We start from the raw sequence: 18,972 nt of genomic DNA, 5'->3' as shown, positions 1-18,972 counted from the left end.
TCGCGGCCCCGGCTTAACGTCCCCGATGGGGCGCTTAAAGCCGCTGACTCATGGAGGCCAGCAGTTCCTCCCAGGCGGTGACGAACTTGTCCACGCCTTCCTTTTCCAACACCGCAAAGACATCGTTGAGGTCAATGCCCACCTTCTCCAAGGCGGCAAAGGTCTCCTCAGCCTCGTCCAACGTGCCCGTCAGGGTATCTCCGCGCAGATCATCGGCGCTGAGCACGGCGTCGATGGTGGCCTGGGGCATGGTGTTCACTGTGTCCGGTCCGGCCAGCTCCGTGACGTAGAGCGTGGCGGAGTAGGCAGGGTTCTTCACTCCGGTGGAGGCCCACAGGGGGCGTTGCACCGTGGCACCGGCGGGCAGGTCCGCCCCCTCGAACTCCTGGCGGAATAGGGCGTAGGCGCGGCGGGCATTGGCCACGCCTGCCTTTCCACGCAGCGCCAGGGCTTCCTCGGTACCCAGGGCCTCTAGGCGCTTGTCCACCTCGGTATCCATGCGGGAAACAAAGAAGGAGGCCACGGAGAAAATCTGCGAGACATCGTGGCCCGCCTGCTCCGCGCGGCGAATACCGTCCTTATAGGCCTCAATCACGCGGCGGTAGCGCTCCACGGAGAAGATGAGGGTGACGTTCACGCTGATGCCCTCGGCCAGGGCGTCGGCAATGGCGGGCAGGGAGCCCTCCGTGGCCGGAATCTTAATCATTGCATTGGGGCGATCCACCTTCTGCCACAGCTCGCGGGCCTGTTCCAGGGTGGCCTGGGCGTCTTCGGAGATGCGCGGGTCCACCTCGATGGACACGCGCCCATCGCGGCCCTCAGTGGCGCGGAATACCTCGGCAAAAATATCGCAGGCTGCGCGCACATCGTCGATGCTCATTGCGTACACGGCGGTATCGGCGCTGACTCCGTCCTCGCGCAGGCTGGCGATCTGCTCATCGTAGGCGGTGCCCTTGGACATCGCGGCGGCAAAGATTGCAGGGTTGGTGGTCACACCGGCTATCGACGCCGCGTTTATCATCTCCGCGAGGTTGCCCGAGGTAATGCGCTCCCGGGAGAGATCGTCCAACCAGGTCATCGTGCCCAGGGCGGCGAGTTTTTCAATGCTGTTGCTCATCTGCTGTGCTCCTTCAATACGCGGTCAATACGCGCGGCTTAGGCGAGGGATTCCTTGGCGGCGGCCACCACGGCCTCCGCGGTGATGCCGAACTCCTGGTAAAGGCGCTGATAGTCCGCCGAGGCACCGAAGTGCTCTAGGGATACCGCGCGGCCCTGGGTACCCAGGAAGCGGTACCACGGCATAGCGATTCCGGCTTCCACGGATACCCTCGCGCTGACCTCCGGGGGAAGCACCTCGTCGATATAGGCCTGATCCTGCTGGGAGAACCAATCCAGGCTGGGCATGGACACCACGCGGGCGGCGATTCCCTGCTCCTCTAGCTGCTGGGCGGCCTCCACGGCGAGCTGCACCTCGGAGCCCGAGCCCATGAGAATGACGTCCGGGGTGGCCTTGGAGCCCTTCACCAGCACGTAGCCGCCACGCGCCACGACCTCGGTGGCACGATCCTTGGTGCCTTCCAGCACGGGTACATTCTGGCGAGTAAGGGCGAAGGCCTTGGGGCCGTTCTGCTCGTTGAGCAGCGCGGCGCGCCAGGCGGCGGCCGTCTCGTTGGCGTCGGCCGGGCGCAGCACCGCGAGGTTGGGAATGGCGCGCAGGGCGGCCAGGGTTTCTACCGGCTGGTGGGTGGGGCCATCCTCGCCCAGACCGATGGAATCGTGGGTCCACACGTAATACACGTTGGTGCCCATGAGGGCGGCCAGGCGCACGGCGGGGCGCATGTAATCGGAGAAGATGAGGAAGGTACCGCCGTAGGGGCGGGTGGGGCCGTGCAGGGCGATGCCGTTGAGGATGGAGCCCATCGCGTGCTCGCGGATACCAAAGTGCAGGTTGCGGCCATAGGGCTCGGCCTGGAAGGCTCCGGTGGAGATCGTCTCCGGGCCGAAGGAGGGCGAGCCCTTAATCACGGTGTTATTGGAACCGGCGAGGTCGGCCGAGCCACCCCACAGCTCCGGCAGGGTAGCGCCCAGGGCCTGAAGGACGGCCTCGGAGGCCTTGCGGGTGGCCACGCCCTTCTCGTCTGCCTCCCAGGCGGGCAGTTCGGCGTCCCAGGCCTCGGGGAACTCCCCGGCGTGCAGGCGCTCAAAGAGGGCATGGCGCTCGGGGTTGGCCTCGGCCCAGCGCTCGAAGCTCTGCTGCCATTCCTGGTGGGTCTGGGCGCCGCGTTCGGTCAGTGCTCGGGTGTGGGCAATGACCTCCTCGGAAACGGCAAAATGCGCCTCGGGATCAAAGCCGAGGGCCTTCTTGACCCCGGCCACCTCCTCCGCACCCAGAGCCGCGCCGTGCACCTTGCCGGTATTGGCCAGGGTGGGCGCGGGGTAGCCGATCACCGTGCGCACGCGAATGAAGGTGGGGCGCGAGGTCTCGGCCTTGGCCTGGGCCACGGCCTCCTCAAGGGCGGCCACATCCTCGCCACCCTCGATTTCTAGGGTCTGCCAGCCGTAGGCGCGGTAGCGGGCCACCACGTCCTCGGTGAAGGCGATCTGGGTATCGTCCTCGATGGAGATGCGGTTATCGTCCCAGAACACGATGAGGTTGCCCAGCTGCTGGGTGCCAGCCAGGGAGCTGGCCTCGGCGGTCACGCCCTCTTCCAGGTCACCATCGGAGGCGATCACGTAAATGTAGTGGTCGAAGGGGGAGTCTCCGGGGGCAGCCTCGGGATCGAAGAGCCCACGCTCGCGGCGGGCCGCCATCGCCATGCCCACCGAGGAGGCCAAACCCTGGCCCAGCGGGCCGGTGGTCATTTCCACTCCCTTGGTGTGGCCGTATTCGGGGTGACCGGGGGTAAGGGAATCCCAGGTGCGCAGCGCCTTGAGATCGTCCAATTCCAGGCCAAAGCCGCCCAGGTAGAGCTGGATGTACTGGGTGAGGGAGGAGTGCCCGGCCGAAAGAACAAAGCGATCCCGGCCCACCCAGGTGGGATCGGCGGGATCGTGGCGCAGTACGCGCTGGTAGAGGGTGTAGGCCAGGGGAGCCAGGCTCATCGCGGTGCCGGGGTGCCCGCTGCCGCAGCGTTCCACGGCGTCGGCAGCCAGCACGCGAGCGGTATCTACCGCCTGGGTATCTACCTCAGACCATCCCTCGGGATACCGGGGAGTGGTTAGGGCCTGCAATTCCGGGGAAAGAGACACGGTAATTATTCCTCACGTTCGCATCAACAAAATGTGTGAGTACCACCCTAGTGTTTTTCTCGCTCTCGTAGGGCCGCATCCGCCACCCCTCCACCGATGTACACCAAAGTAGGTGGGCGCGATAGAGTGAGAGGGATTGTGCGCCACCGGCGATCCGCTGAGAGATATGCTCGCGGCGGGAACTATCGGGTAGCCTGACCCGACTATTATGGGGCGACTGATAACACCACGAGATTGCTGGAGGAATCTTCCTTGAACACGATCAAGGCGTACATCGCGTTGACGAAGCCACGAGTGATTGAACTGCTCCTCGTGGCCACCATCCCCGCGATGCTCCAGGCCGATCGTGGTGAAAACAACATCGTGCTCATCCTGCTCACCCTCATTGGTGGCTGGATGGGCGCGGCGGCGGCCAATACCTTCAACATGGTGGCCGATTCCGACATCGACCAGAAAATGGGCCGCACCCGCGCCCGGCCGCTCGTGCGGCACACAGTATCCAACCGCGATGCCACCATCTTTGCCTGGACACTCACCGTGGTGAGTTTCTTCTGGCTCTGGCTGCTCTGCGGCTCCCTGCTCGCGGCGGTATTCGTGATGTTTACCATCTGGTTCTACATCGTGGTGTACACCAAATACCTCAAGCGGCGCACGCACATGAACATCGTGTGGGGCGGCGCGGCAGGCTGCATGCCGGTGGTGGTGGGCTGGGCCGTTATCACCGATAACACTCCCGACGCCTCCCTGTGGGGCTGGTGGCAGGCCCTGGTGCTGTGGCTCATCATCTTCTTCTGGACGCCCCCGCACACCTGGGCTCTGGCGATGAAGTACCGGGACGATTATGAGCGCGCCGGCGTGCCAATGCTGCCGGTGGTACGCACGCCCGTGGAGGTTACCCGCCAGATCCTCTGGTACAGCTGGATCACCGTGGGGGTATCCCTGCTGCTGGTGCCCGCGGCCTCGTGGATCTACCTGATCGGCGCGGTGGTCTCTGGTGCGGTATTCCTGGCTATGGCCACTCAGCTGCACCAGGGCGTACGCAAGGGAGAGAAGGTTAAGCCGTTGAAGCTCTTTATCCTCTCCAATAACTATCTGGCGGTGCTCTTCGTGGCGCTCTCGGCGGACGCCATCTTGGGGTGGGATACCTTCGGCCAGATGCTCGGGTGGAGCAGCGCGGCCTTCTCTTAAAGGAAGCCGCAGCTAGAACCGCACGGCCACGAGCCCGGTTTTCATCTCAGCGGAGAGAAGATCCCAGCGTTCCACGGCCTCCTCGGGGCTCACCACCTCGTTTAACGGAATGGTGAGAATCTCCTCCGCGATCGCCTGGGTGACCGCTTGCGAGCGCGTTCGGAATCCATCGGGTTCCTCCAAGTAATCCTCCAGCACCGGGCAGGCCAGGCTGAGTGAACCTTGGGCGGCCAAATCCGTGGGGGAGAGGCGTTTGACCGGTTGCTCGGGGTTGCCATAAAGGCAGAGCATGCCGCGGCGTCGGAGGCTAGATATGGCGTGTTCCAGTCCTGGTTTTCCGGCGCCGTGCAGCGCGAGGTCGATTCCCTCCGTCTCGGCGGCGCGGCGGGGAGCCACATGTGCTCTTTTCACCACGGTGGTGCCCTCTAGGTGGGGAGTGACCTCCCCCGAGGGCGATACCGCGATCACCCGAGCGCCCAGCGCGTGGGCCCACTGCGCACTGAGCAGCCCCACGGGATCATCGGCGGGGTTGATGAGCACGGTGCTCCCGGCCTCGATGGGGTGCAGGGAATGAAGAAGAACGTGGGCCATCATGGCGGGCAGCAACATCGTGGCCGCCACCTCGGGGGCGATTCCCTGCGGCCCGGCCACGATTCGGTGGCGAGGCACGCATACTCGTTGCGCGCAGGCCCCTGGAACCGCCGCCCAGGCCACGAGAGTGCCCTCGGGAAAGGCGGAGTCGGGATCAGCGATAATCCGTCCAGTGCCCTGAGCACCGAGGATCGCTCCCGAGTTATTCTCCTGGCTCAGCCCCGCGCACTGCACCTCCACCAGAACCTCTCCGGGACCGGGCTCGGGCTCCGCGACGTCGCTAAGGTGTGGGAGGCCGCGCGGCCCGGCGAGCAGCGCCCTCATGATCGGACGGTGCGCTTGAGGCCGTGGGCGTAGAGGAAGGCGGTAAAGGCCACCACCACCGAGGACATGGCGATGTGGATGGGCACGGACCAGCGCGGCACCCCCAGGCGATACTGCATAATCCCGATCCCGGCCTGCACCACGATCATGGCGATGAGCACCAGGCCCGTGCGTTTGGCTGCCTCGGGAGCCTTGCGCAGGTGGAGAAGCACCACGGTGATGAAGGTACACAGGAGGTACACGTACATGAGGTACCCGTGGATATGCGCCATGAGGTCAATATCCACCTCCAAGCGCCCGGACATTCCTGCCTCGGCGTCGCCCGCGTGCGGCCCGGCTCCCGTGACCATCGTGCCGGTCACCAACACCACCATGAGCGCGCAGGTCGCAATCACCGCGCTCACCCGCACGGCGCGGGGATAGGTGCGCTCGGGAACACCCTCATCCGGTTCCGCCACGCGGACATACAGCAGGGCCGCCACCCACACCAGGAACATGGAGGGCAGGAAGTGGATAGCCACGGACCACCATTGAAGGTCCACGAGAACGGATATGCCGCCGATAACGGCTTGAAGAACCACGCCCAACCCGGAGATCAGCACGTAGATCATCAATTCCCGGCGTCGTTGAGCCAGCCGCAGAGTGATAAACATGGCCACCACGGCGGCCACGAGCACGAAGGTGAGCAGGCGATTGCCAAACTCAATGGCCTGGTGCACCAGGGGAGCGGCCCCCTCCACCGGGACCAGCGAACCCTCGTGGCACTGCGGCCAGGTATTGCACCCCAGACCGGAGCCGGTCACGCGCACGATAGAACCCGTAACCGTGATGCCCCCCTGACATATCAGGAGGATGAGGGCCACGATACGCTGCGTGCGCAGGGAAGGCGCCGCGAGATTTTGGGGAGGGGTCAGCACGCTACTCACAGCCTTCTAGCCTAATGCTCCATTTAGCAGAAACACCATCTGACTCCGGGGAGCGTACCGTTAGAAAAAACACGTGGCCCCGGGGGAACTTTCCTCCGGGGCCACACGACAGCCACACAATCACCGCGCGAGTGCCACGAGGCCTTCGCGCGATCTACCCTTGAGAGGTGCGTTTTAGAGGTGTGCTGTAGGGACGAACTTTAAGGACGGACCAAAACCTTAATGGCCTCGCGCTGATCCATAGCGCGGTAGCCCTCGGCAATATCGTCCAGGGCCACCTCCTTGGTGAACACCTTGCCGGGCTCGATAGCGCGATCAAAGATGAGTCGGATCAACTCCGGCAGGTACTTGCGCACCGGGGCCGGGCCGCCCATGAGGTGTACCTCGGCGCCAAAGAGTTCATCGCCGGGCAGGGAAACCCCGTGAGCCACGCCCACAAAGCCCACGTGCTCACCGGGGCGGCAGGAGGCGATGGCCTGCTTCATGGACTGCTGGGTACCCACGGCCTCGATCACGCTGTGCGCGCCCAGTCCGCCAGTGAGTTCCTTGATCTTGGCCACGCCCTCTTCACCGCGCTCCTCCACGATGTCGGTGGCGCCGAACTCACGGGCCAGCGCCTGGCGATCAGCGTGGCGGCTCATGGCGATGATCCGCTCGGCACCCATCTGCTTGGCGGAGAGGATACCCAGCAGGCCCACGGCGCCGTCACCCACGACCACCACGGTCTTGCCCGGCCCCGCCTGGGCCTCATCGGCGGCAAACCAGCCGGTGCCCAGGACGTCAGAGGCGGCGAGCAAGGAGGGAATCAGGTCCTCCTCGGGCTGGCCGGGGGTGGCCACCAGGGTGCCATCGGCCAGGGGCACGCGCAGGTACTCCGCCTGGGCCTCGCCCACGAAGCCACCGTTGACGCAGCGAGAGGGGTAACCATCGGTGCAGATCTCGCAGGTGTTATCGGAAAGGCAGAAGGAGCCCACCACGAAATCGCCGGGGGATACCGTGCTTACCTGCTCGCCTACTTCTTCCACCACGCCCACGTACTCGTGGCCCATCTGGTGCGGTTCGCTGGTCTCCTGGATTCCGCGATAAGGCCACAGATCGGAGCCGCACACGCAGGTGGCCGTGATCTTGATGATGGCATCGGTGGGCTCGATCACGCTGGGCTTTTCTATCTCGGCAACGCGAATATCGCCGGAACCGTGAATGAAGGTGGCCTTCATGGGGCACTCCTTTAAAAGAAAACAGATACGCACCCACGGTACCTTAACGCCGGGAAGGCGGCTCAGGAGAAGCGGAACCAGCGGCGGGTAGCGGCGGAGACCAGTGCCAACCAGGCCACGAGGATGAGCCACTGCGCCCAGGGAATATGCCCGGCGAAGGCGTCCGTTAATCCGCTAGCCAGTGCCACGGAGGGGATGAGATCCCACCAACTCGTGCCAGCCAGCCCCGAGTGGTACATCACCAGTCCCACCAGCCCCACCATGAGCACCCAAATCAGGTTGGCCAGCGCCAGCACCAACTCCGAGCTTAAGGTTCCGCCCATGAGCAGGCCCATAGAGGTAAAGGTGGCGGCCCCCAGTATCAAGGTGAGCACGCCGAGAATGAGCCCGAGGAAGGACACATGCCAGCCGAGCACGAGGGCGACGCCCCCCAGCACCACGGTTTGCAGCAGCACCATCGCGGCCACGGCGATGATCTTTCCCATGATGATCGCCCAGGAGGGAACCCCGGAGGCTCCCGTGCGTTTCAGCGCCCCGTAACGGCGGTCAAAGGCCAGGGAGATGGCCTGGCCGGTAAAGCCGGAGGAGGTCGTGGCAATGGCCAGCATCATGGGAAAGCCCTGGCGCAGGGGATCGGGGTCATCGAGGATCGGCACCTGGGAGATGCCGATGAGCAGGCCGAGCGGGATGATGAGGCTGAGCAACTGCTGCTCGCCGTGGCGCAGGAAGAGCAGCGTCTCAATGCGCCCCTGCGCGGCCACCAGCGCCGCCTTCGGCGCAGGCCGAGGAGCCGGAGCAAAAGTTCCAAGAGGATAGGTGCTCATAGTTAACTCCTTAACTCGCGGCCAGTGATTTCCAAGAAGGCATCTTCCAAACTGCGGTGTTCCACGTCAATGCCGCGCAGCAGCACGCCCTGATCCGCCGCCGCCTGCGCCACGGCGGCCACAACCTCGGGGGTGGGCCGCACCCGGATCACGTAGTGCAGCGGGCGCAGCGCGGTGCAGGAGCCTTCCGGGAGTCCGGCGCTGCGCTCTAGCGTATCGACGTCCACCTCGCTCGCCGTGCGCAGCCGCAGGTGCGGGTCGGAACCCGTGGTGAGTTCTTCCGGCGTCCCGGTGGCCACCGCGCGCCCGCGATCCATGATGACCACACGATCGGCCAGGGCCTCAGCCTCATCCATGAGGTGCGTGGTGAGCACCACCGTCACGCCATCGCGGCGCAGCACCCGCATGAGTTCCCACACCGCCAGGCGAGATTGGGCGTCCATTCCTGCGGTGGGCTCATCGAGGAATACCAGCTCCGGGCGGCCAATGAGGGCCAGGGCCAGGGAAAGGCGCTGCTGCTGTCCGCCGGAGAGGCGGCGGTAGGTGCGGCGTCGCACGCCCTCTAGGCCCACCACCTCTATGAGCCATTCGGGGTCAAGGGGATTGGCGCTATAGGCCGCGCTGAGCCGCAGCATTTCTTCTACCTTGATGCCGGAATAGGAGCCGCCGCCTTGCAGCATGATCCCAATGCGCTCGCGTACCCGCTCGGGTTCCTTGGCCGGGTCATAGCCCAAAACCCTCATGCTCCCCGAGGTGGGACGCTGAAAGCCCACGCACATATCAATGGTGGTGGTTTTACCGGCTCCGTTGGGGCCCAGGAGCGCCAGGATTTCCCCGCGCTGGGCGCTGAGCGATAGCTCTTTAACGGCGGTGATCGAACCAAAGGATTTGACCACACCACGCAGTTCTAAAGCGTTTTGGACAGGCACAGCGCCTTAGTTTAGGGCCTTAATCGAGGCCAACCAATCCCGAACGCCGGAACCACCACCAGCACAGGGGAAGAATCACAGCCAGGGACGCGGCCGCCCCCACATAGATATTGAGCACCGCGCCGGGGGGCAGGGCCAATCCGCGCGGCAAGACGAAGAAACTAAAGGCCGCGCAGTAGCCCACCACGGCGATCCGAAACAGCGGGCGATTAGCCCAGGCGGCCAAGGGCACCACAGCCCACAGCACATACCAGGGGTGAACCACGGGGAAGAGCACCACGAGCACGAAGGTAGCCACGCCGAGAGCCCCCACCGGGTGTATCCGCCCCAGGAAAGTGGCCAGTAACATGCGCAGGGTGAAAACACCTGCCACGAAAAGCCCCGCGAGTCGGGTACAGGTGAGGATCGCCGTGGTGTGATCACCCAGTCCCAGCTGCATGCCGAGCGCCCCGGTGATGACCCCGACGTCGGTAGTAATAGACATCCAACTGCGGATCGTGGCCGCCCCGCCCTGCCCCGTCATCCACCCCAGGCCAATGCCGCTGAGGAGTGACACCACCGCGATGGTGGCCAACAGCACGGCGAGAAAGAAGGACCCGGCGAGGGCGATGGCCCACCAGGGGCGACGACCGCGAAGGTGCAATTGGCGGGCCACAGCCATGCCGATGAATCCCAGGGAGAGAAAAGCCGTGACCTTGACCATGCCCGCGCAGGAAAGGAGCACCCCGGAAAGCCCCAGCAAGCCGACCGCCTGTGCACCCGTTTTTTCTAATCCGCGCATGCCCACTTCCAGCCCCACGAGCATGAAGCCCAGCATGATGGCCTCATTGTGGATGCCTCCCACCAGGTGCAGCAGCACCAGGGGATTGAGCAGGCCCAACCACAATGCGGCGGGGGGATACACGCGGCACCGTCGCGCCAGGTGCAGCAGCGCCCAGCCCGCCGCCGTCAGCATGAGCACGCTGAGTATGCGGTGGGCGAGCACCCCTAACACGATGGAATCTCCGGTCAGGGTGCTGATGAGGGCGGAAAGGCCCATCGCCACCGGGCCATAAGGGGAGGGGGAGTGCGCCCAGATAAAAGGAACGGAACGCGCCAGGTGATGATCCGTGCCTAGGAGATCAATCGGCCCCGCAGAATAAGGGTCCATTCCCTCGCGGACGATGGCCCCCTGCGCCAGATAGGAATAAATATCCTGGGTAAAGATCGGGGCGGTAAAAAGCAAGGGCAGCAGCCACGCTATCCAGGTGCGCCACAGAGCCCCCGTGCTCACCACGCGGGGAAAGCCGCTACGCCGCCACAGCGAGACCCCCACGAGGGGAGCCATGCCTATCCACGCCACAACGACGAGCGCGGTGCCCACCAGGACGATGGAGGAGGAGGTTTGCATCATCTGGCCGAGCGTGGTGCCACCGGGGAAGGACTGATAGGGGTTATCTACCACGGGGAGGGCTCCGCCGCCCAGGGCTCCAAAGGCCAACAGCAAGGCCCCGGTGGTGCCAATCCACCGCAACAAAGCAAAGCGCACCAGCGCCCGGTGGCGCTGCGTGGCGGAGTGCTGTGGCTGTTGCGCGGCGTCGCTATCGCGGTGGAGTCCCGCGGAGCGCGATCCCGCTGTGCCCAAGCGCGGGAGATCCCGAGTGAGCGCCTGCCACAGCGCGGATGGTTGTTGCCTCACGGGGTTCATCGTAACCAGTGTGCGCCACAGTGCGAGAAAAGAGGGGACTTTTTGCGCCGGGGAATAATTTTAGTAACACTAGTGTTGTCTAAAAGAGACGATCGTCCCGGTAGTATCCGTGAGCACAGCCGAAGCAGGAGGTGATACTCATGATGCGTTCTACGCAGTCTGTAGAAGGCGATACCCGCCATGCCATCATGCGCAGCCTGCTTACCGACGGCCCCCTGACCGCGAGCGCTCTGGGCGAGCGTCTTGGCCTTTCCGCCACCGGCGTGAGAAGGCACCTGGACATTCTCCTTGAAGAAGGACTGGCCTCTGCGGAGTCGCATCGGTCTCCCACGCGGGGCCGGCCGGCAAAGCACTTCCGGCTTACCCCTCGCGGGCGCGAGCACTTTGGGCACGACTACGATTCCCTGGCCGCCCTGGCCCTTGAGGCGCTCAGCCGCAACGGGGGTAGGCAGGCCGTCCGCGATCTGGCGCGGGCGCGCACGGAATCCATCGTGGCCCAGGTGCGCGAGAGCGCGCCCGATTCAACCGAGGAGACGGCGTACGCTCTGGCAAAGGCGTTCGACGACCACGGCTATGCCGCCACCGTGCACAGCGCGGGCGGCGGCATTCAGATTTGCCAACACCACTGCCCGGTTTCCCAGGTGGCAGCGCAATACCCGGAATTATGCGAGGTAGAACACGAGGTAATCTCGGAACTCCTCAACACTCACGTGCAGCCCTTGGCCTCCATCGCCGGTGGTCACGGTATCTGCACCACGAATATTCCCCTTAACCCCACCAATTCTCCTGAGGAAAGGAGCGGTTCATGACCCAGGCGACGCAGAACCTTGATGCGCAGCGGCCCATGAACGATGACGAGATCATCGAGTCAATGGGCGGCTATAACTACGGCTGGCACGATTCGGATGCCGCGGGCTCCGCGGCCCGGCGAGGCCTGAGCGAGGAGGTTGTCCGTGACATCTCCGCGCAGAAGAACGAGCCCGAGTGGATGCTGGAGCAGCGCCTCAAGGCCCTCAATATCTTTGATAAGAAGCCCGTGCCCACCTGGGGTGCGGATCTGAGCAACATCGACTTCGATAGCATTAAATACTTCGTGCGCTCCACGGAGTCCCAGGCGACCTCGTGGGATGATCTCCCGGACGATATTCGCACCACCTATGACCGCCTGGGTATCCCCGAGGCGGAAAAGCAGCGCCTCGTGGCGGGCGTGGCCGCTCAGTACGAGTCCGAGGTGGTTTACCACCAGATCCGCGAGGATCTGGAGGAGCAGGGCGTGATCTTCGTGGACACCGATACCGCCGTGCGCAAGTACCCGGAACTGTTCAAGGAATACTTCGGCTCCGTGGTTCCGGCCGGCGATAATAAGTTCTCCGCGCTCAACGCCGCCGTGTGGTCGGGCGGCTCCTTCATCTACGTGCCCAAGGGCGTGCACGTGGATATTCCCTTGCAGGCCTACTTCCGCATCAACACGGAGAACATGGGCCAGTTCGAGCGCACCCTCATCATCGTGGACGAGGACGCCTATGTTCACTACGTGGAGGGCTGCACCGCCCCGATTTATAAGTCCGATTCCCTCCACGCCGCCGTGGTGGAGATCGTGGTGAAGAAGGGCGGCCGCTGCCGTTACACCACGATCCAAAACTGGTCGAACAACGTGTATAACCTGGTCACCCAGCGCGCCAAGGCAGAAGAGGGCGCCACGATGGAGTGGATCGATGGCAACATCGGTTCCAAGGTGAACATGAAGTACCCGGCCGTGTGGATGACCGGCCCCTACGCCAAGGGCGAGGTGCTCTCCGCCGCCTTTGCCGGTGAGGGACAGTTCCAGGACACCGGCGCCAAGATGGTGCACATGGCCCCGTACACCTCCTCCAATATCGTCTCCAAGTCCGTGGCCCGCTCCGGTGGCCGAGCCGCCTACCGCGGCCTGGTGCAGATCAACGCCAATGCGCACCACTGCACCGCCAACGTGGAGTGCGATGCCCTGCTAGTGGATAACATCTCGCGCTCGGACACCTACCCCTACAACGACATCCGCAATGACCACGTGACCCTGGGCCACGAGGCCACCGTCTCCCAGGTCTCCGAGGAACAGCTCTTCTACCTGATGAGCCGCGGTATCGACGAGGCCGACGCGATGGCGATGATCGTCCGCGGCTTCGTGGAGCCCATCGCCAAGGAATTGCCGATGGAATACGCCCTGGAACTCAACCGCCTGATCGAGCTACAGATGGAAGGATCGGTGGGCTAAATGGCCGAGACCCTCAAGAACGCAACTACCCACAACAACAAGGGTGACGTGCTCACCTCCTTCAACGTGGAGGACTTCGAGGTTCCGCGCGGCAAGGACGAGGAGTGGCGCTTTATCTCCCTGCGCCGCCTGCGCGGCCTGCACAACGGCTCCTTTGATGAGGCCGTGGCCCCTGACATCGCGGTGGAGATTCCCGAGGGCGCCCAGGTGCGCACCGAGGAGATCGCCAAGGACGACGAGCGCGCCATTCGCGCCGGGGCTCCCTCCGACCGCGTGGGTGCCCAGGCCTGGACCTCGATGGAGAATGCCACCCTGGTTTCCTTCGCCAAGGATTCGGTGACGGAAAAGCCCGTGACCGTCACCGTCACCGGCAAGGGGGAGGGCGTGACCTCCTTCGGTGCCGTGGTGGTGGAACTAGAACAGGGTGCTGAGGCTACCGTGGCCCTGAACTACCGGGGCAGCGGCACCCACGCCGATAACGTGCAGTTTGTGCTGGGCGCGAACTCCCGCCTCACCGTGATCGTGGACGCCGATTGGGAGGATGACGCCGTTCACCTCTCCAACCAGAACGCCCTAGTGGGCCGCGATGCCGTGCTGCGTCACAACGTGGCCGTCTTTGGCGGCGAGGTGGTGCGCCTGGTTCCGCGCGTGAAGTTCCAGGATCAGGGCGGCGACGCCGAGATGCTGGGCGTGTACTTTGCCGATGACGGCCAGTACTTTGAGAACCGCCTGCTGGTGGATCACGCGCAGCCCAACTGCCGATCCAACGTGCTCTACAAGGGCGCCCTCCAAGGTGACCCGAACACCGATAGGCCCGATACCCGCACCACCTGGGTGGGAGACGTGCTTATCCGCGCCAACGCGCAGGGCACCGATACCTACGAGACGAACCGCAACCTGGTGCTCAGCGAGGCCGCCCGCGCCGATGCAATCCCGAACCTAGAGATCGAAACCGGCGAGATCGCCGGAGCCGGTCACGCCGCTACGGTGGGACGCTTCGATGATGAGCAGCTCTTTTACCTGATGAGCCGCGGTATCAGCGAGGCCGAGGCCCGCCGCCTTATCATTCGCGGCTTCTTCACCGAGGTCATCAACCACATTCCGGTGGAAGGTATCCGCGAGGAGCTGGAAGCCCGCGTTGTCAATGAACTAGAGCGCGTGACGGCCTAAGCCGCGTCACTGCCACATACGATCAGGAGAAATCACTCATGTCTACCCTGGAAATCAAGAATCTCCACGCCCAGGTTCTTCCCTCCGATGAATCCGCCGAGCCCAAGCCGATTCTCAAGGGCGTGAACCTCACCATTAACTCCGGCGAAATCCACGCCATCATGGGCCCCAATGGCTCCGGCAAGTCCACCCTGGCCTACACCCTGGCGGGCCACCCTCGCTATGAGATCACCGAGGGCGAGGTGCTGCTCGACGGCGAGAACATCCTGGAGATGGAGGTCTCCGAGCGCGCCCGTGCGGGCCTGTTCCTGGCTATGCAGTACCCCACGGAGGTGCCCGGCGTCTCCATGTCGAACTTCATGCGCACCGCCGTGACTGCCGTGCGCGGCGAGGCCCCCAAGCTGCGCGATTGGGTGAAGGAGGTCAACGAGGCCCGCGAGAACCTAAAGATTGATAAGTCCTTCAGCGAGCGTTCCGTAAACGAGGGCTTCTCCGGCGGCGAGAAGAAGCGCCACGAGGTGCTTCAGCTCGATCTGATGAAGCCCAAGTTCGCCGTGATGGATGAGACGGACTCCGGCCTGGACGTGGACGCCCTACGCGTGGTCTCCGAGGGCATTAATCGCTACCAGCGCGATACCAACGGCGGCATCCTGATGATTACGCACTACAAGCGCATCCTGGAATACGTGAAGCCGGACGTGATCCACGTTTTTGCCAACGGGCAGATCGTGAGCACCGGCGGGCCCGAGCTGGCCGACCAGCTTGAGGCCGATGGCTACGAGCAGTTCCTGTAATGGCTGAGGCAGAGTTTCTGAACCCGGACGGCACGCTGAATACTGCGACGCTGCGCGCGGAGTTCCCCATTCTCTCGCGCACGGTGCGCGGGGACGCGCCCCTGGTGTACCTGGATTCCGGGGCCACCTCCCAGCGCCCCGAGCGGGTGTGGCAGGCCGAGGAACACTTTGTGCTGCACACCAATGCCCCGGTGCACCGCGGTGCCTATCAGTTGGCAGAGGAGGCTACCGACGCCTACGAGGAGGCGCGCGAGGTCATCGCCGGCTTCGTGGGTGCTCGCGGCGAGGAGATCGCCTTCACCAAGAACGCCACGGAGGCGCTCAACCTCGTGGCCTTTACCCTGGGTGATGCCCGCGCGGGTGATCTGCGCGTGGGGCCGGGCGATACCGTGGTGGTCACGGAGTTGGAGCACCACGCCAATCTGGTGCCCTGGCAGGAACTGTGCCAACGCACCGGTGCCACCCTGAAGTGGTATGGCACGACGCAGGACGGGCGGATTGACCTCGGCTCCCTGGAATTGGACGATTCCGTCAAGGTGGTTGCCTTTACTCACCAGTCGAACGTAACCGGCGCGATGGCCGACGTACCCGAGATGGTGCGTCGCGCCCGCGCGGTGGGTGCACTGACGGTGCTTGATGCCTGCCAGTCCGTACCCCACCAGCCGGTGAACTTCCACGACCTCGGAGTGGACTTTGCCGCCTTCTCCGGGCACAAGATGTGCGGCCCGGCGGGAGTGGGCGCCCTCTATGGGCGCGCGGAGTTGCTGGCTCAACTGCCGCCTTTTCTCACCGGTGGTTCCATGATCGAGGTGGTCAAGATGGAAGGCACCACCTTCGCTGCGCCTCCGCAGCGCTTCGAGGCGGGTACCCAGATGACCAGCCAGGTGGTGGGCCTAGGGGCAGCGGTGAAGTTCCTACAAGAGGTGGGCATGAGCAATATCGCCGCCCATGAGCACGATCTGACGGCCTATGCCCTGGAACGGCTAGGGGGCGTCGATAAGCTGCGCATCGTGGGGCCGCGCACCGCCGAAAATCGCGGCGGCGCGATCTCCTTTGTGGTGGAAGGCGTGCATCCGCACGATCTGGGCCAGGTGCTCGACGACCACGGCGTGTGCATCCGCGTGGGCCACCACTGTGCGTGGCCGGTGCACCGCAGCCTGAGCGCGCAGTCCACCGCGCGGGCCTCCTTCTACCTGTACAACACCAGGGACGAGGTGGATAGCTTGGTGGAGGCCATCGAATCCGCCAAGAAGTTCTTTGGGGTGGGTGCATGAATCTGGAATCCATGTACCAAGAGGTGATCCTGGATCACTATAAGAACCCCGAGCACGCGGGCCTGCGCGAGCCCTTCGAGGCGGAGGTGCATCACGTGAACCCCTCCTGCGGGGACGAGCTCACCCTGCGCGTGCAGCTGAGCGAGGACGGCACCACGGTGGCCGATGTGTCCTACGAGGCCGAGGGCTGTTCCATTAGCCAGGCCTCAACCTCCGTGATGGCTCAGGAGATCATCGGCCGGCCCGTGGAAGAAGCCCGCGCCAAGCTCGCGGAGTTTGAGGCGATGGTGACCTCCCGCGGGCAGCGCGAGGGTGACCCCGAGTTGATCGGGGACGGTATTGCCTTTGCCGGGGTGTCCCGCTACCCCGCGCGCGTGAAATGCGCGCTGCTGGGATGGAAGGCCTTTGAGGCAGCAACCACAGAAGCATTGGAGGCACGATGACGGAACCGACAGAACGCCCAGAACAGACGGAGCAGGACGCCGCCGACGCCTCGGCCATCGAGGAGTACCTGCGCGATGTGATCGACCCGGAGCTGGGTATCAACGTGGTAGACCTCGGTTTGGTCTATGACATCTGGGTGGAGCACCCCGAGGAGGGTGGCAAGAAGGCCGTGGTGAACATGACGCTCACCTCGCCCGCCTGCCCGCTCACCGACATGTTGGAGGATCAATCCGAGGCCGCGGTGGTGGGCAATGGCGCCGCTGATGAGCTCCAGATCAATTGGGTGTGGATGCCCCCCTGGGGCCCGCACATGATTACAGAGGAAGGCCGCGAGCAGCTCCGGGCCCTGGGCTTCGCGGTATAGGGAATTGTTCACAGGGCGGGGTTGATACACTGCTTCCTTGTGATTGTCACCAATGATCTGGAAGTTCGCGTTGGCGCCCGCACCCTCTTGACGGCCCCCGGCCAGCACCTTCGGGTGCAGGCGGGGGACCGTATTGGTCTAGTGGGCCGCAACGGCGCGGGCAAGACCACCACCATGCGTATCTTGGCGGGGGAGACTCAGCCCTACGGTGGCTCGGTGACGGTTTCGGGTGAGGTGGGCTACCTGCCCCAGGATTCCCGCGAGGGCAATATCGAACAGACGGCGCGCGACCGCGTTCTTTCCGCACGCGGGCTTGATCGCCTGCGTTCCTCCATGTCTCGCCAGCAGGCGATCATGGAGAACACCACCGAGGAGGCCGAGCGGGACAAGGCCATCCGCAAGTACTCGCGCCTAGAGGAGCAGTATCACTCCCTGGGCGGCTACGAGGCGGACTCCGAGGCCGCGCAAATCTGCGATAACCTGGGCCTTCCCGCCCGTATTCTGGATCAGCAGTTGCATACGCTCTCCGGTGGTCAGCGCCGCCGCGTGGAGCTGGCCCAGATTCTCTTCGCCGCCACGGCGGGCTCCGGCAAGTCCGCCACCACGCTGCTTCTCGACGAGCCCACCAACCACTTAGACGCCGATTCGATCACCTGGCTGCGCGGTTTCCTGCGCAAGCACGAGGGCGGGCTCATCATGATCTCGCATGACGTGGAACTCCTGGACGACGTGTGCAATAAGATCTGGTATCTCGATGCCGTGCGCGCCGAGGCCGACGTGTACAACATGGGCTTTAGCAAGTACAAGGACGCCCGCGCCCTCGATGAGGCCCGCCGACGCCGCGAGCGCGCCAATGCCGAAAAGCGGGCCTCCGCGCTGCGCACCCAGGCCGAAAAACTCGGTGCCAAGGCCACCAAGGCCAAGGCGGCCAAGCAGATGGCGGCCCGCGCCGAGCGCATGATGAATGAGCTCGATGAGGTGCGCGTGGCCGATAAGGTGGCTCATATTTCCTTCCCCGAGCCCGCTCCCTGCGGCAAGACACCCATGTTTGCCAAGGGGTTGACCAAAATGTACGGCTCCCTGGAAGTCTTTGCGGGCATTGACCTAGCCATTGATAAGGGTTCCCGCGTAGTGGTGCTGGGCTTTAACGGCGCGGGTAAGACCACCCTGCTTAAACTGCTCGCCGGGGTGGAGCGCACCGATGGCGAAGGCGGTATCGTCACCGGGCACGGCCTGAAGGTGGGGTACTTCGCGCAGGAGCACGACACCATCGACCCAGATAAGTCCGTGTGGCAAAACACCATCGACGCCTGCCCTGGGGCGGGGGAGCAGGACCTGCGCGGTCTGCTCGGTGCCTTCATGTTCTCCGGGGAAAAACTCGACCAGCCTGCGGGCACCCTTTCCGGCGGCGAAAAGACCCGCCTGGCCCTGGCAACCCTGGTTTCCTCCCGCGCCAACGTTTTGCTTCTCGACGAGCCCACCAACAACCTCGATCCCATCTCCCGCGAGCAGGTGTTCGACGCCCTGCGCTCTTATACCGGAGCCGTGGTGCTGGTGACCCACGATCCCGGTGCCGTGCGCGCCCTGGAACCGGAGCGCGTGATCGTACTGCCCGACGGCACGGAGGACCTCTGGGGCGATGAATACATGGACATCGTGGAACTGGCTTAAATTAATTTTCCCAAAACCAAAGTATTTGGCTGTGAAAACCTCTAGGGTGATATGAACAGACATTGTCCA

The 18,972-nt window shown here is 64.2% G+C and carries 17 protein-coding genes; 9 read left to right on the top strand and 8 right to left on the bottom strand.

All coding sequences use genetic code 11. The annotated features are described in order from the left end of the window. Positions 1–34: 34 nt before the first annotated feature. Both tal and tkt read right to left on the bottom strand, forming a co-directional pair. Positions 35–1,117: a transaldolase gene (tal, locus tag Clow_RS09375; RefSeq protein ID WP_055178560.1), complete on the bottom strand. Its 1,083-nt coding sequence runs from the start codon at positions 1,115–1,117 to the stop codon at positions 35–37. Between the two features lie 38 nt (positions 1,118–1,155). After that, a complete protein-coding gene (gene tkt, locus Clow_RS09370; protein WP_055178558.1) occupies positions 1,156–3,249 on the bottom strand; it encodes a transketolase in 2,094 nt (697 codons plus the stop codon). Between the two features lie 237 nt (positions 3,250–3,486). Here tkt and Clow_RS09365 point away from each other — a divergent pair, with 237 nt between their 5' ends. Then, positions 3,487–4,437 carry a heme o synthase gene (locus Clow_RS09365; protein WP_370871891.1) on the top strand — a complete coding sequence of 317 codons (951 nt, stop codon included), beginning with the start codon at positions 3,487–3,489 and terminating at the stop codon, positions 4,435–4,437. 12 nt (positions 4,438–4,449) lie between these two features. On the opposite strand, the gene Clow_RS09360 is transcribed toward Clow_RS09365, so the two are convergent. The 6 genes from Clow_RS09360 to mptB form a co-directional block, all read right to left on the bottom strand. Beyond that, positions 4,450–5,352 carry a zinc-binding dehydrogenase gene (locus Clow_RS09360; protein ID WP_055178555.1) on the bottom strand — a complete coding sequence of 301 codons (903 nt, stop codon included), beginning with the start codon at positions 5,350–5,352 and terminating at the stop codon, positions 4,450–4,452. After that, the gene (locus tag Clow_RS09355) at positions 5,349–6,278 is read right to left on the bottom strand and encodes a COX15/CtaA family protein (RefSeq protein ID WP_156334838.1); all 930 of its coding nucleotides are present in this window, start codon (positions 6,276–6,278) and stop codon (positions 5,349–5,351) included. Before Clow_RS09355 ends, Clow_RS09360 begins: the two co-directional genes overlap by 4 nt. A gap of 200 nt (positions 6,279–6,478) precedes the next feature. Further along, a complete protein-coding gene (locus Clow_RS09350) occupies positions 6,479–7,495 on the bottom strand; it encodes a zinc-dependent alcohol dehydrogenase family protein (protein ID WP_055178551.1) in 1,017 nt (338 codons plus the stop codon). A gap of 62 nt (positions 7,496–7,557) precedes the next feature. Then, positions 7,558–8,319: an ABC transporter permease gene (locus Clow_RS09345; protein WP_055178549.1), complete on the bottom strand. Its 762-nt coding sequence runs from the start codon at positions 8,317–8,319 to the stop codon at positions 7,558–7,560. A gap of 2 nt (positions 8,320–8,321) precedes the next feature. Next, positions 8,322–9,248: an ABC transporter ATP-binding protein gene (locus Clow_RS09340; protein WP_055178547.1), complete on the bottom strand. Its 927-nt coding sequence runs from the start codon at positions 9,246–9,248 to the stop codon at positions 8,322–8,324. 19 nt (positions 9,249–9,267) lie between these two features. Then, positions 9,268–10,935 carry a polyprenol phosphomannose-dependent alpha 1,6 mannosyltransferase MptB gene (gene mptB, locus Clow_RS09335; protein WP_055178545.1) on the bottom strand — a complete coding sequence of 556 codons (1,668 nt, stop codon included), beginning with the start codon at positions 10,933–10,935 and terminating at the stop codon, positions 9,268–9,270. A gap of 140 nt (positions 10,936–11,075) precedes the next feature. Here mptB and Clow_RS09330 point away from each other — a divergent pair, with 140 nt between their 5' ends. From Clow_RS09330 to Clow_RS09295, 8 genes are read left to right on the top strand one after another with little or no spacing between them, the layout of a single operon-like run. Continuing rightward, positions 11,076–11,744 (top strand): helix-turn-helix transcriptional regulator, encoded by a 669-nt coding sequence (locus tag Clow_RS09330; protein WP_055178543.1) that lies wholly within the window; start codon positions 11,076–11,078, stop codon positions 11,742–11,744. Beyond that, positions 11,741–13,186 (top strand): Fe-S cluster assembly protein SufB, encoded by a 1,446-nt coding sequence (gene sufB, locus Clow_RS09325; RefSeq protein WP_055178541.1) that lies wholly within the window; start codon positions 11,741–11,743, stop codon positions 13,184–13,186. The genes Clow_RS09330 and sufB overlap by 4 nt, the downstream gene beginning before the upstream one ends. After that, positions 13,187–14,356 (top strand): Fe-S cluster assembly protein SufD, encoded by a 1,170-nt coding sequence (sufD, locus tag Clow_RS09320; RefSeq protein WP_055178539.1) that lies wholly within the window; start codon positions 13,187–13,189, stop codon positions 14,354–14,356. A gap of 38 nt (positions 14,357–14,394) precedes the next feature. After that, a complete protein-coding gene (gene sufC / locus Clow_RS09315; RefSeq protein WP_055178538.1) occupies positions 14,395–15,150 on the top strand; it encodes a Fe-S cluster assembly ATPase SufC in 756 nt (251 codons plus the stop codon). Continuing rightward, complete coding sequence (locus Clow_RS09310) at positions 15,150–16,424, top strand: cysteine desulfurase (RefSeq protein ID WP_055178536.1); 1,275 nt, start codon at positions 15,150–15,152, stop codon at positions 16,422–16,424. The genes sufC and Clow_RS09310 overlap by 1 nt, the downstream gene beginning before the upstream one ends. Then, a complete protein-coding gene (gene sufU / locus Clow_RS09305) occupies positions 16,421–16,867 on the top strand; it encodes a Fe-S cluster assembly sulfur transfer protein SufU (RefSeq protein ID WP_055178534.1) in 447 nt (148 codons plus the stop codon). The genes Clow_RS09310 and sufU overlap by 4 nt, the downstream gene beginning before the upstream one ends. After that, on the top strand, positions 16,864–17,232 hold the full coding sequence (locus Clow_RS09300) for a metal-sulfur cluster assembly factor (protein ID WP_055178531.1): 369 nt from the start codon (positions 16,864–16,866) through the stop codon (positions 17,230–17,232). Before sufU ends, Clow_RS09300 begins: the two co-directional genes overlap by 4 nt. A gap of 39 nt (positions 17,233–17,271) precedes the next feature. After that, positions 17,272–18,903 carry an ABC-F family ATP-binding cassette domain-containing protein gene (locus Clow_RS09295; protein WP_055178529.1) on the top strand — a complete coding sequence of 544 codons (1,632 nt, stop codon included), beginning with the start codon at positions 17,272–17,274 and terminating at the stop codon, positions 18,901–18,903. Positions 18,904–18,972: the final 69 nt, after the last annotated feature.

The organism is Corynebacterium lowii (assembly GCF_001412085.1).
Lineage (GTDB): Bacteria > Actinomycetota > Actinomycetes > Mycobacteriales > Mycobacteriaceae > Corynebacterium > Corynebacterium lowii.
Note: the sequence above shows the minus strand (reverse complement) of the source record. Positions and strands in the feature narration are given on the sequence as shown.

Excerpts from the sequence above, each read along its gene's own strand:
- tal (WP_055178560.1), bottom strand. The coding sequence starts at position 1,117 with ATGAGCAACAGCATTGAAAAACTCGCCGCCCTGGGCACGATGACCTGG.
- Clow_RS09360 (WP_055178555.1), bottom strand. The coding sequence starts at position 5,352 with ATGAGGGCGCTGCTCGCCGGGCCGCGCGGCCTCCCACACCTTAGCGAC.
- Clow_RS09350 (WP_055178551.1), bottom strand. The coding sequence starts at position 7,495 with ATGAAGGCCACCTTCATTCACGGTTCCGGCGATATTCGCGTTGCCGAG.
- Clow_RS09345 (WP_055178549.1), bottom strand. The coding sequence starts at position 8,319 with ATGAGCACCTATCCTCTTGGAACTTTTGCTCCGGCTCCTCGGCCTGCG.
- mptB (WP_055178545.1), bottom strand. The coding sequence starts at position 10,935 with ATGAACCCCGTGAGGCAACAACCATCCGCGCTGTGGCAGGCGCTCACT.
- Clow_RS09330 (WP_055178543.1), top strand. The coding sequence starts at position 11,076 with ATGATGCGTTCTACGCAGTCTGTAGAAGGCGATACCCGCCATGCCATC.
- sufB (WP_055178541.1), top strand. The coding sequence starts at position 11,741 with ATGACCCAGGCGACGCAGAACCTTGATGCGCAGCGGCCCATGAACGAT.
- sufD (WP_055178539.1), top strand. The coding sequence starts at position 13,187 with ATGGCCGAGACCCTCAAGAACGCAACTACCCACAACAACAAGGGTGAC.
- sufC (WP_055178538.1), top strand. The coding sequence starts at position 14,395 with ATGTCTACCCTGGAAATCAAGAATCTCCACGCCCAGGTTCTTCCCTCC.
- Clow_RS09310 (WP_055178536.1), top strand. The coding sequence starts at position 15,150 with ATGGCTGAGGCAGAGTTTCTGAACCCGGACGGCACGCTGAATACTGCG.
- sufU (WP_055178534.1), top strand. The coding sequence starts at position 16,421 with ATGAATCTGGAATCCATGTACCAAGAGGTGATCCTGGATCACTATAAG.
- Clow_RS09300 (WP_055178531.1), top strand. The coding sequence starts at position 16,864 with ATGACGGAACCGACAGAACGCCCAGAACAGACGGAGCAGGACGCCGCC.